Source organism: Pseudomonas sp. CLCA07 (genome assembly GCF_053615335.1).
In genome coordinates, this window is the sequence record NZ_CM132131.1 from 376,123 (window position 1) to 392,198 (window position 16,076).

Sequence of the window (16,076 nt, forward strand, 5' to 3'; positions counted from 1 at the left end):
GGGGCGCGGTTTTGGGATTCTACGCTACGAGAATTGATCGCAGTGGATCGTGATTCACATGTCTGACTAGCTATAGAAAATGCGTATATCCGGCCAAAAGCTGAAATAGACACGGTGAAGGCTTAGGAGTAATTTCATCTGTGTCGCTGCTTTGGGCTCAATCGACAGGTATGTGGTTAGGGGCTTCTATGAAAGTGTCTTTGAAAATTATCTTTACTTTGCCTGCCATCCTTTTCCTTTCATCTTGCGCCTCGACCTATACCCCCCAGAGCAACTTCCCAGGATTTAACGGGTATTTTGACACTCAACTGGGCGAGAATATTTTTAAAGTAGGCTTCCAAGGGGATGGGTACGACTCTCGAGGTAGGGTGACAGATCTTGCTCTACTGCGTAGTGCCGAAGTAGCCCTTCAAAATGGATTCGCCTATTTTGTGATTGTAAACATGGCTGACGACTCTACAGGCACCAGCTATGTAGCACCGACAACGACACAGGCAACTGCGACTGTCGTAGGAAATACTGCGTACGGAACTGCAACTACTTATGGCGGACAGAGCTTCTTTTTCACCTACCCAAACACGACCAATACGATTGTATGCTTCAAAGAAAAACCAACCACGCAAGGCTTAGTTTATGAAGCGAGATTTGTAGTCGCATCACTCAAGACGAAATATGGAATCAAGTGACGCAAGAGCATCTTTAGTAACGCACGTCCTATGAGGTGGGGAGGCCTATCAGTCATGTTGGGGCCTCACCAGCTACCGTAAGGAATGCCGTATTTTTCTATGTATCGCTTTGCCTTTTCACTGACGGGGTAGCCATAACGGCCTTCATTTTTTCCTTGACTAGGTCCCAGCGGCTCAATCTCTGCTTGGGCCCGAGCTACTTTGACGGGACGGTGGCATGAGTCTCTGACCCATACCTGTACGACGCCACCAGGGGCAAGGCCCAGATAGATAGCGGCCCTATACCGGGCCTCTTGTTCAGGGGTTGCCGGGCACCGCTGCATGATTGATGAGTGCATAAGTTGTCTGGCTTGATCGGGAATGTCCACCCAGACTTTATAGGTCTGTGGCTCTACCATGGACTGCCACCGCACAAAAATACGTTGGGGAAGGTCGGCGCCGACCACCGCTTTTCCGGAACCGCCGACGCCTCGCCAACCTCTTGCGGACTCTGTTCCGTCTTCGGGCTCACCACCCGAGGCGGAGCCCCCACCAGTGTGGTGAAACAGCTTGCCGTTGATGTCTTCCACGGCGCTGTCCTCAACCCATACCTTCATGTAGTGGGGTTCGGTGAAATCGAGCTCCCACCACTGGGACTTGGGGTCGTTTTTTGCTGAAAGCGGGTCGGCAGACTGGCAGCCGGCAATGAGTAGGATGCCCAGTAGCGTGATGAGTAGTTTCATTACCAAATCGTCCAGTCAGGCACATGAGGGTGTTGCACGCGGATCGCATCCTGTGTGGGGGCATTGATGTAAACAGCCTTTAGACCGCTGCCGTCTTTTCTACCCTGTGGGTGGTTCCAGTTGGCGGAGGTGTGGATGTACTTCAGTTTCAGGAGCTGTTCTTCTTGCGGTGTGATGCTGTAGTCGCTCGCGATAAACCTGTCACAGAGCGCTTGAAGCTCTACTGGTACCGCCAGTTCAGGCGCATCAACGATATCGTTAAAGCGAACCCCCTTTTCCTTCGCCAATTGATACATCACACGCAGGTAAACGAGTGAAAGCTTGCCGCTCACCGGACGCTTGAGCTGCAATGCGGCATAGACGCGTTTTTGACCTGGACTGAGCCGGTCTTGTTGCTGTTGCGGCACTTCGGACGCGGGGGGAGTGACAATCTCCAGGAGTTCAGGCGGCCATCCGTTTGCTAGCCATTGGTTTTTTATGTTCTTGGCGTCGCGATAGATCGAGGTGGTAACAACGTCGGTGTTGATAGGCACTTCCAAAGCCTGCATAGGGCTGACCAATACACACTCTTGTGCTTCGGCGAGGTATCCTCCGCCGACATCCGAGTGAACACCGGGTACTGTAATTTCCGGGAAGGCCGGTTTGATTCGACTGAGAGCAAAGTTAGCTCTGCATTCATCACGCGCCACTAACTGGACGACGTCAGTGAAAAAGCGCCGATCAAGGTAAAGTTTGATGCCTGTCGCGATAGGGCTTTTGATATTCCCCAGGTTGGACCAGCCGGCAATTGATGGCACGGTATCGAACAGGCCAATAAAGCCCATGTTGATGTCGCTTTTGTATTGGTCAATGAAGGTCGAACTTAAGGCTTTGGAGTTGCCGCGCAGAACGTTCCCTAAAGGGCCTTGCTTGCCACGCACGATTTCATTGGCAAAGTGTCGAGCGGCGGCTGCACCGCGACTAAAGCCAAAAGTATCGAACGTCAGTGAACTGATTTCACTGCCGGGGTTGTCGACCAACACTTCATTGATGCTCTGCTTGATCAATACGAACGAAGACTGAACGCGCCCTACGACGCCGGTATCGCCGCGTCCAGTGCCCGCCCCCAAGACGCTGTCTGCTTCACCCGATTGGGTACCGATGCCTTCAATGTAGACGACACGGGAGGCGCTTTTTTGCGGGCCATTGCCTTCTGCTTGTGGCGTGACGTAGTACAGATCACTCAGCTTTTTCACATTGCTGGTGTCGTTGCCATAGCTGCTGTCCGGATCACTCATGAACGGCTTGCAACTGGCGTTGATGTCTTTTGGTGCAATGGGGTGATGGGCTCCGCAGAGCAGGCCCGCCTCCGCGTTGTTGGCGTTGTTACCGGTGCCATCAAAGAAGACACCGATGCGTAACGCTATGCCGGTTTTTTGTGGCTCAGGTGCGGGCTCTTTGCCGTACTTTTCGTATTCCGCCCAGCGCTGAGCGTGAACATCGACCGGCGTCACTCCTGGATTACGCAAGTTCTGCGGTGTATTGGGTAGTGCAGGTTTAGGGACGTAACCACTCATTCCTTGATTCCTTGGGACTGATCCTTGATTTGCAGTCGCAGGGTGACACTCAAGGTAAGGCGAATCAACGCATGGCACTTTGCCTATTCAGACCGAGCATACTTCAGTGACGAGTGCACCCCGTCCTCGCCAAGATGCTGCTGTGAGCACTTAGGTAAAACGAAACTATTGTTCCTTTGCTTTTTAAACATCATCGGGAGGTGCTTGTTTAATTCCCATCAAGGTTACGTCCTGAAAGCTACAAGACCTTGCGCCGTTGCCTACCGTTACGCCAGAATCCGCCGTCTTGTGCGTCTTGGGCCCGCTCGGTAACTTGATTCCCGTCACTGCTCATCAGTGATCGGGAATAGCAGCCCGTGGATAACCTAAGATATACGACGCGTCTATCAGTCAGGTTTTGCGCCTGCATTTTGATGGTAGCTGTTCGCAGGGCGCCCTTGGGCGCGCCGGCTTCTTAGGTTTCCCCGGTCTGCTAACCTGCGTGCAGCTGCCTCCCTCTTCGTTTAGCAGCAGGAGGGTTGGCACACCATAAGGAACCTAAGAAATGTTCAAGGTCACACCAAACCCACCGGACACCGATCCGGTCTCCCCATACGAACCCGATTCAAACAAACTCAACGAGGCCGCCGAACGCGCCCTCGACTTCCACTTCCCGTCGAAAGCTGACATCAAAGCCACCGCGCGTACACCCAGCAAATTGTTTGCCGTGGACCAAGAGGCGACCAACGAAACCCTGGTGGTGTTTTTGGTCGAAACGCTGGCGTCGGTCGATGTGATGGTCCATCAGTTGGTGGACCATCTGGAAGGTGAGGCGCGCTACGCGTTGCTGGGCATTTCAAACAGCATCATGGTGGCGGAGATCACGGCTAACCGGGTGCTGGATAAAATTGATATACCTGCTTAGTTGCGGTCTGCTTTGATAAGCAGGTAAGTGACGCGGGGCTTTGCAGTTGGTCTCTTTTTGGGGCTGCTGCGAAGCCCAACTGGGGAGAGTGTCTGCTATCGCCCAAAACAGTTATTCACTCAGCGCGTGACGGGGCAATGCCATTGAAATCAAAGCTGCAAGCAGCACGAATGCACTTGATATCCATAAGCACGCCACCAGCCCAGACACCTGGTAAACCCAGCCGGAAAGCACCGTACCTATCAACCGCCCCAAGGCGTTCGACATGTAATAAAACCCCACATCCAGCGACACGCCGTCTTCCTTGGCGTAAGACACGATCAGGTAGCTGTGCAGCGAAGAATTCACCGCGAACAGCACGCCAAAAACCATCAGTCCACCCAGCAGCACTGCCTGTTGCGACAGGCCGGTGTTCAGCCCGAGAGCAATGGCCGCAGGCAGGCCCGCCAGTGCAAGCGCCCAAAGAAACGCTGCACGACCATCCGGTACGTGCCCACGCTTCTTTCCGGTGATGTTGGGCGCGAAAGACTGCACGATGCCGTAGCCAATCACCCAGACCGCAAGAAACCCGCCAACCTTCCAGAAGTCCCAGCCGAAGACACTGCTCAGGTACACCGGCAATGCCACCACGAACCAGACATCACGGGCACCGAACAGGAACATCCGCGCCGCGGAGAGGATATTGATCGCCCGACTCTTGGACAGGATGTCGCGAAACTTCGGCTTGGCTTTCGCTTTGCCCAGGTCCTTCTTCAACAAGATCAAGCTGCTGATCCAGATCAGACCCAGGCCACCCGCCATGGCCAGCAAGGCGCTTTTGAAGCCAATCAATGCCAGCAAGGCGCCACCCAGAAAAAAGCCGACACCCTTGAGTGCGTTCTTCGAACCGGTGAGGATCGCCACCCACTGGTAGAGCTTGCCCTGCTGCCCATCCGGAACCAGAAGCTTGATGGAGCTTTTCGCGCTCATCTTGTTCAGGTCTTTGGCAATCCCCGACAGCGCTTGAGCCCCCATCACCCATGGAATGGTTAGCCAGGCCACCGGAACCGTCAGCATCAGCAGCGCCGCAACCTGGATGCCCAGCCCGATGTTCATGGTTCGGTTCAGACCCAGCCGGGCGCCGAGGTAGCCACCCACCAGGTTGGTGATCACGCCAAAGAGTTCGTAGAACAGAAACAACGCCGCGATTTGAAGCGGGCTGTAGCCCAACGCGTGAAAGTGCAGCACCACCAACATGCGCAAGGCGCCGTCGGTGAGGGTGAAGGCCCAGTAGTTGCCCGTGACGAGCAGGTACTGCCGCACTTGCGGCGCGAGGGCTGACAACGCTTTCATTGCCGCTCCTTAGACCGCTAGACCGACCATCTTGGCCAGTTCGACGGTGCGATTGGCATAGCCCCATTCGTTGTCGTACCAGGCATAGAGTTTGACCTGAGTGCCATTGATGACCATGGTCGACAGCGCATCGATAATCGATGAACGCGGGTCGGTACGGTAGTCGATGGACACCAGTGGACGCTCCTCGAATCCGAGAATGTCTTTGAGCTCGTTCTCGGAAGCGTCCTTGAGGAACTGATTGACCTCTTCGACAGTGGTGGCCCGCTCGACTTCAAAGACACAGTCAGTCAGCGAAGCGTTGGCCAGCGGCACGCGAACGGCGTGACCATTCAGGCGTCCGCGCAATTCCGGAAAGATTTCAGCGATGGCGGTAGCCGAGCCGGTACTGGTTGGAATCAGGCTCATACCCGAAGCACGCGCACGGCGCAGATCCTTGTGCGGCTGATCGAGGATGCTCTGGGTGTTGGTCAGGTCGTGAATAGTAGTGATCGAGCCGTGACGAATTCCCAGCTTTTCGTGGATCACCTTAACGACTGGAGCGAGGCAATTGGTGGTGCATGACGCCGCCGTGACGATGCGATGTTGCGCCGCATTGAACAGTTGATGATTGACGCCCATGACAATGTTCAACGCGCCTTTTTCCTTCACCGGGGCGCTGACCACCACACGCTTCACGCCTTGGTCGAGGTAAGCCTGAAGCACGGCGACGGTCTTCATCTTGCCGCTGGCTTCAATCACCAGATCACAGCCCGACCAATCGGTGGCGCCAATTGCCGTGTTGCCCGTTACCTTGATTCGTTTGCCGTCGATGACGATGCTGTCGCCCTCGGAATCGGCCTGGTAATTCCAACGACCATGCACTGAGTCGAAGTTCAGCAGGTGCGCATGAGTCGCCGCGTCCCCAGCTGGGTCGTTGATCTGCACGAACTCAAACTCCGGCCAGCTCCAGGCTGCTCGCAAAGCGAGGCGACCGATCCGGCCAAAACCATTGATGCCAACTTTGATAGTCATGTTGTTGTGCTCTGTATCTGATGTCAGTGGAAATTCGACCGGGTGTCGAACTGGCCGATCTACTCGATGAGGCGGAATCGGCGATTCAGCTTTCGCAGCAGGCCAGTGCCCGTTCAGGACGGTCACCCATTTCTTCAAGGCGTTTGGCGTCAGGGCTCAACCAATGCTGGTTGCTTTCGAGCACAGTGGTCAGCACTTGATGGACCCAATCAGCGAGATTTGGGTGCAATCGGTAATACACCCATTGGCCTTGCCGACGGTCCGACAGCAAACCGCAACTGCGCAACTGCGCGAGGTGTCTGGAGACTTTTGGCTGACTCTCATTCAACGCGCAAGTCAGCTCGCAAACACATAGCTCTCCTTCACGGGTGATGAGCATCATCGTGCGGACCCGAGTGTCGTCAGCCAGGCATTTAAAAACAGTGGTCGGTGTCAGAGGGTCAGCCATATCGTGTCTCAGTGTTTGTTTTTGACCAAGAGAGTGATGACCTGATCGAAACGCTCACCAGCAAAAGGACACGGGCTTTGCTGGTCAGGGTGAAGTCTCAGTTCATATACGGGCTAACGAATATATGATTTCCCGTATATAAGGTAAATAGTCAACTTCAGATCAATCCATCAAAGCGATTGGACTCCGCTGCCTCCCCGTCAATAAAAGCTCTGAATTTCGGCATCAGTACCCGGACACTTGGGCGGGATCAAGCCAGCAGTTCGGTGATCCACCGGGCTTGCCGGGCGATGTCCTGCACCGTCTCCTCGGGCACAGCCTGCCGAGCCCGGGCAAAGCTGTTCAGGGTCTTCTGTTTCTCGCGCAGCATCCGCTGCCACTTGACCAGGAACGCCGGGCTGCGTGCCTGCATCTGCAGCGGGCCGAAATACAGCTCCTCGGCGGTGTACACCATTGGCCCGTCGCGCTCGGCGACGATGATTTCGTAGTCGAAACGGTTTTCCCGCAGCACTTCCTCGCAGAGGATGCGGTAGCCATTGTCCATCAACCATTGGCGCAGTGGCTGCTCGCCGCCGTTGGGCTGCAGGATCAGGCGCTCCTGGCCACTCAGCCGCGCCTTGCCGCTGTCGAGGATGTCGCGAATTGTCTCGCCGCCCATGCCACAGATGCTGATCGCCGTGATCCAGTCTCCCGGTTCGATCGCCGCCAGGCCATTGGCCAGGCGCACGGTGATTCGCTGGTCGAGGTCGTTCTCGCGCACGGTGCGTTCAGCCGAGCGGAACGGCGTCAATGCCACCTCGCCGGCCACCGCCGCCACGATGGCGCCCCGGCGCATCAACGCCACCGGCAGGTAGCCGTGATCCGAGCCGATATCGGCCAGGCGCGCATCTGCTGGCACATGCGCCGCCACGCGTTCCAGGCGCATGGACAATGTCTGTTCGTTCAACTGCAGTTCCTTTTCACCACGAACGTCCGGCACCTTAGGCCAGATCGGGACGCGATTCTGCCGAGCAACGCCGTGCATTTCAAATCCCTGCGACCAAGGCCACGCCTTTAACTTCGCTCAAGCCAGGCACGAGCGATTTCTTCACGCGTGGCGAACCAGTTTACCCGGTAAAAAACGTCATCAAGAAAAGTCCGTGGAACAAGGAAGTGCGGGAATGCCGCTACGCTTGTAAAAAATAAAAGCAGGCGGGGACACGTAATGCCCAACAATAAGCGTCAAGGGTTCACGGTTTCGCGCTACACCTTGCTGGCTTCGGCCATCCTGGCGGCTTCCATGCCGACCGCCCAGGCGGTTGAACTGGATACGGGCAATCCGGACTGGACCGCGCGTATCGATAACACCGTCAGGTACAACTACGGTGTGCGCACCGAAAGCGCCGACAAGCGCATGTTGGGGACGCCAAACAACAACGATGGCGACTACAACTTCCGCAAGTCCGGAACCAACATCACCAACCGTGTCGACCTGTTGACCGAGATGGACGTGGTCTACAAAAACGCCATGGGCTTTCGTGTCAGTGCTGCCAGCTGGTACGACAAGGCGTATGAAAACACCGGTTCCAACTCCAACCCGTTCGTCAACGGCAATGACTCACGGTCTGGTCTGGTCGCTAACGACCCACGCCTGGCCGGCGTCACCAACGACAACGTCGGCTTTGGCAGCCCGCACCTGAGCAACTACGCCCAGCGTTATTACACCGGTCCGTCTGGCGAAATTCTCGATGCGTTCGTGTTCTACAGCACTGAAGTGGGCGAAGAGTCTTTGTTCAGCGCCAAGGCCGGTCAGCACAACGTGTTCTGGGGCGAGACCATTCTCAACCCGGTGCACTCGATCAGCTACGGCCAGTCCGGCCTCGACCTGGCCAAACTGGCGGCGTCGCCGGGTACGGAAACCAAGGAGCTGTTCGTTCCGCGTAACCAGTTGTCGATGTCGTTCACCGTTAACCCCGAGTTGACCGTGGGTGCGCAGTACTTCCTGGATTGGGACGCCGCTCGCCTGCCTGAAGCGGGCACCTACTACGGTGGTTCCGATCTGGTGGGCTTTGGCGCCAAATCGTTCCTGTTGGGCAACACCAACGCCGTGGTTCCGGACAGCCCGCTGGGTTGTGGCCTGGCACCGTGCGACGCGTTCACCAACGTGCGTCGTGGTCATGACCTGGATCCGCATAACAGCGGTGACTGGGGCGTGATGGCCAAGTGGTCGCCGGCCTGGCTGGACGGGACGCTCGGCGTCTACTACCGCGAAACCTCGGACATCCTGCCGCAAGCCTGGCTGGATGCCAGAGGCATCTCCTCGGCCAACCCGAACGGCACCCGGCCAGCCGGGCAAGTGCCAGCGGTGGTCAACACGCTCAACTCGTTGAGCACCGCCACCTATCAACTGGCCTATGCCGACAACATTCAGATTTTCGGCCTGAGTCTGTCCAAGGATGTCGGCGTTGTGAGTGTGGGTTCGGACCTGAACATCCGTCACAACATGCCGCTGGCCAGTATCCCGGCCATCGTCAGCACCACCAGCCCGCTGGGCCTGGGCCAAGGCCTCGGCCTGTTGCCGGCGCGCACGGCTTCCACGGGTGTGATCTACGACACCCCGAGCCGCGGCGACAGCCTGAGCGCCACCGGCGACACCCTGCACTGGACGCTGAACGGTCTGTTGCCCCTGCCGAAAACGCCACTGTTCGATTCGGCTTCCCTGCTGGCCGAGTTGTACTACAGCAACCTGCTCAAGCTCGATGACAAGAACGAAGCGCTCTACAAGGGCAAAGGCACCTATCGCGGCATCGACCAGCCGACCCGGGACAACTGGGGCGTCGCGGTCAACTTCACACCGACCTGGTTCCAGGTGTTCCCCGGTGTTGACCTCAACGCGCCGGTGTCCGTCAACGTCGGCCTCGCAGGCGTGTCACCGGTGTCCGGTGGCGGTGCCAAGGACACCGGCAACTACGCGTTGGGCGTCGGTGCCATTGTGTACAACAAATACTTTGTCGACCTGAAGTACGTGGACGCCTTCGGCCAAACCGACAAGTGCAATGTCAGTGGTGTGAGTACCGGCCCGACCGGTGGCGATGGCTCTACGCCGAACGCCTTTAGCGGCAACGAAAACTACGCCTGTTTCGCCGGTGGCTACTCGTCCTTCTCCGGTGTTGGTGCAACGATTGAGGACCGTGGCGCCGTGTACCTGACGATGAAAACCACCTTTTGAGGCCAGCTTTGCGACCAGCGGTGAAGATGGCTGACGAGTATCCTGGACCGAGGCGAAAACCATCTAACCCGGTAGTGTCAGCGACTCAATCAGTCTTTACTCGCAGACAGCGCAGTAGCGCTATAAATACCTGCTTACACAATAGAAACTCATAAAGTCCGATCTTGTACTACCGAGTGTTAGCTTGTGCGCTTTATCGGGCCATGAGAGGCCAAAGCCTTCGTTATGCGCATAAAGCTCCCCAGCATTCCTGCCATCGGTGTTTACCTTGCCCTGGCTTGCCTCTTTGCGGGCGCATGGTTCACCCACCCTGCCCCCAAGCATTCTTCCTTTGCCCTGATAAGTCCGGTTTTGCCTGAGGCGGATGAAGCCGCCAAGCCCATTTATACCAGCCGTTTCGCCTCCTCCGGGCTGGTGGACTTCGTGCATTCCTCGGCGGTAACGGCCTTGCCTGACGGTAGCCTGATGGCGGTCTGGTTCGCCGGCACTCGCGAAGGCGCAGCCGATGTGCAGGTGCGCTCCGCCCGTTTCAACGTGAGCACCGGCGAGTGGGGGGAGGAACAGGTCATGGCGACCCGGGAATCAACCCAGCAAAGCACTCGAAAATACATCCGAAAACTCGGCAACCCGGTCGTTGCACTGGCGCCGGACAATCGCCTGTGGCTGTTCTACGTCTCCGTATCCATGGGCGGCTGGGCCGGTAGCGCGGTCAATGTGATGGTTTCAGACGACTTTGGTGTGAATTGGTCGGCACCGCGCCAATTGATCACTTCACCCTTTCTGAACATCAGCACCCTGGTCCGGTCGGCACCGGTGTTCCATGTCGACGGCTCCATCGGCTTGCCGGTCTACCACGAGTTTCTGGGCAAGTTTGCCGAGTACCTGTACTTGAGCGCAGACGGTGAAGTGATCGATAAATACCGCATCAGCCACGGCAATAATTCCTTGCAACCCGCGGTCGTTCCGCTGGACGGTCAGCGCGGTATCGCGATGTTGCGCTATGCCGGCGACACCCACCACCGAGTCCTGGCGAGCCGCACCGAGGATGCCGGGCAAACCTGGAGCGAACCTTATCCGCTCGATCCTTCGAACCCCAATTCCTCGCTGGCGGCCGTTGCGACGCCCGAACACGGGTTGCTGGTAGCGCTCAATGACCTGCAAGAGGGGCGCTTCAAGCTGAGCCTTTATCTTACCGATGCGAAAATGGACGATTGGCGCTTGGTGCACGATCTGGACAAATCACCGGATCCCGAGGGTGATCCGTTTTCACCCCTCGCCTACAAGGAAATCATCGGGAAAGAGTTCCGCGATTCCAGCGGCGAACTCCGCCAACCGCTGGAGGCGCAATTCCTCGACAACCTCGACAAACGCGTCTGTAAAAGCGAAGGGTGTGAGTTTGAATATGAATACCCGTACTTCATCCGCAGTCCCGACGGGATGTATCACTTGGTTTATACCTGGAACAACACTTTCATCAAACACGTCTCCTTCAACGAGGCCTGGCTGTCCGAGCGTCTCAAATGATTAGTCTGTGGCAAGCCCATGCCAGCTTCGCGATGATCATCTTCCTGATACTGCCGGCTTTTGGTCTGAACAGGGGCTGGCGCATCGCGCTGTTGCTGGCATTGCTGGCCGCCAGCTTCATACAGCTGGGCGAGGTGTCGCTGGCCGCTTACTTGCGCAGCTATATTGATGACCTTGCGATCACCTCATTGGTGTTCATGGGGTGGGGCTGTTTGCGTCGGCTGGGAGTGTTGCCGCCTGCGCAGCAGAGTCACATCGGCGTATTGATCCTCTTCGCCGCGATGGCCCTGGTGCTGTACCCGGCAACCCTGGGCTTGAGTGATCTGGACCCTTACCGGCGGGGTTTCAGCCCGCGCCCCCTGTTGTTTGTCGTCGCACTACTGACCTTGAGCCTGTTTTACCTGCGCAATTACCTGGCCGTCGTGTTGTTGACCAGCGCGACCCTGGCCTTCATCGCCGGGATCAAACCTTCCCACAACTATTGGGATTACTTGATTGATCCGCTGCTGGGCCTGTATTGCTGCCTGGCAGTGCTGGTGCTGGCGACACGCTGGGCGTATCGCCGGTTCATCACGTTGCGCAGACCAATGCGAAACAAATCCGTTTGAAATTTAACGACATTTTTAATAGGGAAACTTCGATGGGTTGGCTGAAATCGAGACGTTTGCATTACTGGCTGGGCGCAACAGCGATCGCGTTTGTGCTGTTTGCACTGCTGCGGGTGGTGTTCTTTTTCGGCTTTTCCGGTTTCGACGCCAAAGCCCTGAGCGACGACAATGCCGTCCTGACAACCCTGGGCATCGGCTTTCGTTTCGACTTGCGCCTGGCCATTCTGGTCATGCTGCCGTTGGCGTTGTTGGCCTGGACCCCTCGCTGGAACCTGATCAGCAGCCGCCTCGTTCGCTGCATCGCTCGGGTGTATCTGGTTGCCGTCCTCAGCGCTCTGCTGCTGATCTACATCATCGATTTTGGCCATTACGCGTACCTCGGCGTGAGGATCAACGCCACAGTGTTGCGCTTCATCGACGATGCGCAAATATCCCGTGATATGGTCTGGCAAACCTACCCGGTTATCTGGATTTCACTGGGTTGGCTGGCAACAGTCGCGTTGGTGACACTGGCCTTGGTGCGTCTGGAGCGCGTCACGCTGGACCGTCCCCGCAAAGTCATTCACCGGTTCTCCGCGACATGGGGCAGTGCGTTGATAGTCGTGCTGGTGCTGCTGGGTATTTTGGGTCGTGTCGAACACTTGAACATTGAAAACCCTGTACCGCTGCGCTGGAGCGATGCGTTTTTCTCGGGCAATAACCAGGTCGCCGCATTGGGCCTGAACCCGGTGCTTTTCCTCTACGACACCGTCAAGGTCGGCCAGTCGCGCTATGACGAAGCGCAGGTGCGCGAACATTACGCGGTCATGGCCAACTATCTGGGCGTCGACCAACCCGACCCGCAGACCCTTGACTTCGTCCGCCACCAGGCGCCACAACCCTACAAAGTACCGGGCTCGCGGCCACCGAACGTGATGTTCATCATGCTTGAATCGCTGGGCACCAGCGCCGTCGGGGCCTATGGCAACCCGATTAATCCAACGCCCAATATTGATCGCCTGGCGACGCAGAGCTGGTTCTTCAAGCACTTCTATGTGCCAGTGACGGGGACCGCAAAAACCGTCTGGGCCAGCATCAGTGGGGTGCCTGACGTTACTCGACAGGAAACCGCGACACGTAATCCACTGATCACCAACCAAAACACGCTGGTCAATGCCTTCACCGGCTACGAGAAGATCTACACCATTGGCGGCAACTCCGGTTGGGCCAACATGAATGCCTTGATCAAGCAAAGTATCGACGGCGTTCGTCTGTTCGATGAGCGAGACTGGAAATCCCCAGTGGTGGATGTCTGGGGGATCTCGGATCTGGACCTGTTCAAGGAAACCGACCAGATCCTCCAAACGCTGCCCAAGGACAAGCCGTTCTTCGCCTATGTGCAAACGGCCGGTAACCATCGCCCCTTTACGATTCCAAAGACCAATGACGGATTCGAGGTCAAGCACCCTACCCTGGAGGAAGTCCAGGCCGCAGGCTCGCGCAGTGTCGAGCAATACAACGCCGTGCGCTTGCTGGACTTCAACATCGGACGCTTGATGGAAATCGCCAAGGCCGGCGGCTGGTACGAAAACACCATATTCGTGCTGTTTGGCGACCACAACACCCGTATCGCCCAGATCCCTTTCCTGGCACCGGCCTACGAGCAACTGGGTCTGGAAAGCAACGCGGTGCCGATGATCATCCACGCGCCAGGCATGATCGGGACGCGCAAGGTCGAGGAAGCCGTTGGCCTGGTGGACTTGCTGCCAACCGTGGCGGGTATGGCCGGCCTTGAGTTTCGCAACAGCGGCATGGGCCGTGATATTCAGCAGCCCGCGCCCGAAGGCGAACGCGTGGTGCCATTGGTATTGCGCGAAGGCACATTCCCGCTGATTGCCGGCGTGACTCAACACTACCTGGTACAGATGGAACACGACGGCAGCTCGCCAAGTCTCCATGACCTGGCCTCACCGACGCCGCTGGACAACGTCGCCGAGCAACACCCCGAAGAGTTCAAGCGGCTGTCAGAGTTGACCCGCGCCATGCATGAAACCTCACGATTGATGCTGTACCAGAACGTGCGCAAGTAACGGCTTTCCCGCGTCTATAGTGCAAATAGACGCGGGCCTCCCCCAGATACCAGTATCTAAAACTCACCCTCAATAGCGGGCAGCTAACACCCGGAAACCGCCACTCACAATGGCTGCTAAACGGCAGTGATTCAGATCGTGGCAAGCCAATGGTGAGGCAGCAGAATGCTCAGCCAGAATTTTTGCTACCTGCCGAAATTTGCGTGAACGCAAGGTAGTAGCCATTGCAATCGCGGAACCCGAACTCCCTTGATCCATAGGGCATGTTTTGAAGCAGCCAAGCAATGGCGACCTTGTCTTTCACTGATTCGTAGTATTGATCCACATGCGAAATCGCAAAGTAAAGAGTGCCCGAAAAGGCTACAGAGCTCCCAAAAATATCCACTTGGGTAAAGGTGAGGCTGCAATCCTGTAGCTGGACAGCGATTGTCGACTTGAGGGACGTTCAGCCTTCTCACTAAAGACCGCGAACAGAGTTAACGATGAAAGTATGCGCGGCGGTTCGAATGTGGGCTTTAATGTCCATGCTTATATGCAGCCACATTAGCTTCGACTCCCTACGAAGGTGGATGCGCCTAACGGCGGGTTCAGGTTGCCATGCACTTGTCTAATCAAGGAAGAAACGACATTGAAAATAGCTTTTGGCGCCCTGTTGTTGACCTGGCTGACTACTATCGCACTCGCTGACGAGAACGCTGTCGGCTTCCACTCTTCCACACTGGCGGACTCGCACAATGACCGCGCACTGGAGATGGTCGTCTGGTACCCCAGTGCAACTACCGCAGCCACGCTACTGATCGCCGATGATGCGGTGTTTGTCGGTGCTTCTGCCGTTCGTGACGCGCCGCCCGCTGCCGGCGAACATCCATTGCTGGTGCTATCCCACGGTTACAGGGGGAACTGGAGCAACCAGATTTGGCTTGCCAGTTCTTTGGCCCAAAAGGGTTACATCGTCGCCGCAATCAATCACCCTGGTACCACGACCCATGACCGCAGCCCTCAAGCAGCTGCGCAGTTATGGCAGCGGCCCGTTGATCTGCGCCGAGCCATTGATAGGGTCACGACTCAACCTGAAAAATTTGGCCTGGTCGCCAATGGCCGAATTGCAGTAGCGGGCCATTCACTCGGCGGCTTGACCGCCCTGGAGATCGCCGGTGCTCGTTTCGATCCAGACCTCTTCGCCCATGACTGCAAAGCCCACCCGCAGTTATCCGGTTGCACCGTTTACGGACAGATAAACCCCGCAAGCACCTCAGAATCAAAGGCCGCGCTGGCCGCCGATTGGCGCGATAAACGCGTCACTGCTGTGATTACATTGGACCTGGGCCTTTCACGGGGCCTGACCGATGAAAGCCTGGCCGCGCTGCCGGTACCAGCGCTGGTGATCGCTGCCGGCGTACCGTCGCGCGAGCTTCCCGCTGAGTTGGAGTCTGCCAACCTGGCCAAACGCCTGCCTCCGGCGTCAAGCCGTTACGTCGAAATCAGCGACGCAAGCCATTTCAGCTTCTTGTCGGTGTGCAAACCTGGCGCGGAGGTAATGCTAGAAGAAGAAGTACCAGGCGATGGCATCATTTGCCGGGATGGCGACAGCGCTCGCACGCGTGGGCTGATCCAACAGCAGATTACATCGCTGATAGCAGAGTTTCTTCAGTCATCTACCTACAAAGAAGACAGTTTGTAAAATCGTGATACGAGAGTTGCCGCAGCTCAACAAAAAAAACGCTGGAGCAGTTTCAGCGCCCGCGCAATCTGTCAGAACGGTTGGCCAGGGATAAGCGCTGGTCGGTCGCGAACAGCTGCTACACAGCCAAAAGCGGCCCTTCTCGACCAGTTAAATCCATGTCGCCTTAGGGTAAGCAGATCCGACCAACAGCGGCCGGTGAAATAGGGTCGCTACTATCCCCACAAATGGGGTACTTCACCCAACCAACCGGGTGTTTACCACCTAATTAGAGGACTATTCCCCCCCCCCCCGCTTCTTCCGTCTGCAACGCTCAGAACAACA

The 16,076-nt window shown here is 56.8% G+C and carries 13 protein-coding genes; 7 read left to right on the forward strand and 6 right to left on the reverse strand.

The genetic code is table 11. From position 1 onward, the window contains the following. Nucleotides 1-188 precede the first annotated feature (188 nt). Nucleotides 189-686: a CC0125/CC1285 family lipoprotein gene (locus tag ACWGZX_RS01790; protein WP_452627039.1), complete on the forward strand. Its 498-nt coding sequence runs from the start codon at nucleotides 189-191 to the stop codon at nucleotides 684-686. A gap of 65 nt (nucleotides 687-751) precedes the next feature. Here ACWGZX_RS01790 and ACWGZX_RS01795 read toward each other — a convergent pair whose 3' ends face one another. Together ACWGZX_RS01795 and ACWGZX_RS01800 are read right to left on the reverse strand one after the other, a co-directional pair. Next, nucleotides 752-1,408 (reverse strand): DUF2931 family protein, encoded by a 657-nt coding sequence (locus tag ACWGZX_RS01795; RefSeq protein ID WP_452627040.1) that lies wholly within the window; start codon nucleotides 1,406-1,408, stop codon nucleotides 752-754. Continuing rightward, nucleotides 1,408-2,964, reverse strand: a complete 1,557-nt coding sequence (locus tag ACWGZX_RS01800; RefSeq protein ID WP_452627041.1) for a T6SS phospholipase effector Tle1-like catalytic domain-containing protein — start codon at nucleotides 2,962-2,964, stop codon at nucleotides 1,408-1,410. The genes ACWGZX_RS01795 and ACWGZX_RS01800 overlap by 1 nt, the downstream gene beginning before the upstream one ends. A gap of 544 nt (nucleotides 2,965-3,508) precedes the next feature. On the opposite strand from ACWGZX_RS01800, the gene ACWGZX_RS01805 reads away from it, so the two are divergent. Then, entirely contained in the window at nucleotides 3,509-3,868 is a 360-nt protein-coding gene (locus ACWGZX_RS01805; protein WP_452627042.1) for a DUF6124 family protein, read from the forward strand. Nucleotides 3,869-3,979: 111 nt separating this feature from the next. Here the strand turns inward: ACWGZX_RS01805 and arsJ are convergent, their stop codons facing one another. The 4 genes from arsJ to ACWGZX_RS01825 all read right to left on the reverse strand — a co-directional run bounded on the left by arsJ (nucleotide 3,980) and on the right by ACWGZX_RS01825 (nucleotide 7,608). Beyond that, nucleotides 3,980-5,200, reverse strand: coding sequence for an organoarsenical effux MFS transporter ArsJ (arsJ, locus tag ACWGZX_RS01810; protein WP_452627043.1), 1,221 nt, complete (start codon nucleotides 5,198-5,200; stop codon nucleotides 3,980-3,982). Nucleotides 5,201-5,209: 9 nt separating this feature from the next. Beyond that, the gene (locus ACWGZX_RS01815; RefSeq protein ID WP_452627044.1) at nucleotides 5,210-6,214 is read right to left on the reverse strand and encodes an ArsJ-associated glyceraldehyde-3-phosphate dehydrogenase; all 1,005 of its coding nucleotides are present in this window, start codon (nucleotides 6,212-6,214) and stop codon (nucleotides 5,210-5,212) included. An 85-nt stretch (nucleotides 6,215-6,299) separates the two neighbouring features. Then, nucleotides 6,300-6,662 carry a metalloregulator ArsR/SmtB family transcription factor gene (locus ACWGZX_RS01820; RefSeq protein WP_452627045.1) on the reverse strand — a complete coding sequence of 121 codons (363 nt, stop codon included), beginning with the start codon at nucleotides 6,660-6,662 and terminating at the stop codon, nucleotides 6,300-6,302. A 250-nt stretch (nucleotides 6,663-6,912) separates the two neighbouring features. Further along, on the reverse strand, nucleotides 6,913-7,608 hold the full coding sequence (locus ACWGZX_RS01825) for a tRNA (adenine(22)-N(1))-methyltransferase (RefSeq protein WP_452628949.1): 696 nt from the start codon (nucleotides 7,606-7,608) through the stop codon (nucleotides 6,913-6,915). Nucleotides 7,609-7,866: 258 nt separating this feature from the next. Here ACWGZX_RS01825 and ACWGZX_RS01830 point away from each other — a divergent pair, with 258 nt between their 5' ends. The 5 genes from ACWGZX_RS01830 to ACWGZX_RS01850 all read left to right on the forward strand — a co-directional run bounded on the left by ACWGZX_RS01830 (nucleotide 7,867) and on the right by ACWGZX_RS01850 (nucleotide 15,752). Further along, on the forward strand, nucleotides 7,867-9,870 hold the full coding sequence (locus tag ACWGZX_RS01830) for a DUF1302 domain-containing protein (protein WP_452627046.1): 2,004 nt from the start codon (nucleotides 7,867-7,869) through the stop codon (nucleotides 9,868-9,870). A 225-nt stretch (nucleotides 9,871-10,095) separates the two neighbouring features. After that, on the forward strand, nucleotides 10,096-11,394 hold the full coding sequence (locus ACWGZX_RS01835; protein ID WP_452627047.1) for a sialidase family protein: 1,299 nt from the start codon (nucleotides 10,096-10,098) through the stop codon (nucleotides 11,392-11,394). After that, the gene (locus ACWGZX_RS01840; protein ID WP_452627048.1) at nucleotides 11,391-12,002 is read left to right on the forward strand and encodes a hypothetical protein; all 612 of its coding nucleotides are present in this window, start codon (nucleotides 11,391-11,393) and stop codon (nucleotides 12,000-12,002) included. The genes ACWGZX_RS01835 and ACWGZX_RS01840 overlap by 4 nt, the downstream gene beginning before the upstream one ends. A gap of 32 nt (nucleotides 12,003-12,034) precedes the next feature. After that, the gene (locus ACWGZX_RS01845; protein ID WP_452627049.1) at nucleotides 12,035-14,071 is read left to right on the forward strand and encodes an LTA synthase family protein; all 2,037 of its coding nucleotides are present in this window, start codon (nucleotides 12,035-12,037) and stop codon (nucleotides 14,069-14,071) included. A gap of 628 nt (nucleotides 14,072-14,699) precedes the next feature. Beyond that, on the forward strand, nucleotides 14,700-15,752 hold the full coding sequence (locus ACWGZX_RS01850; protein ID WP_452627050.1) for an alpha/beta hydrolase family protein: 1,053 nt from the start codon (nucleotides 14,700-14,702) through the stop codon (nucleotides 15,750-15,752). Nucleotides 15,753-16,076 lie beyond the last annotated feature (324 nt).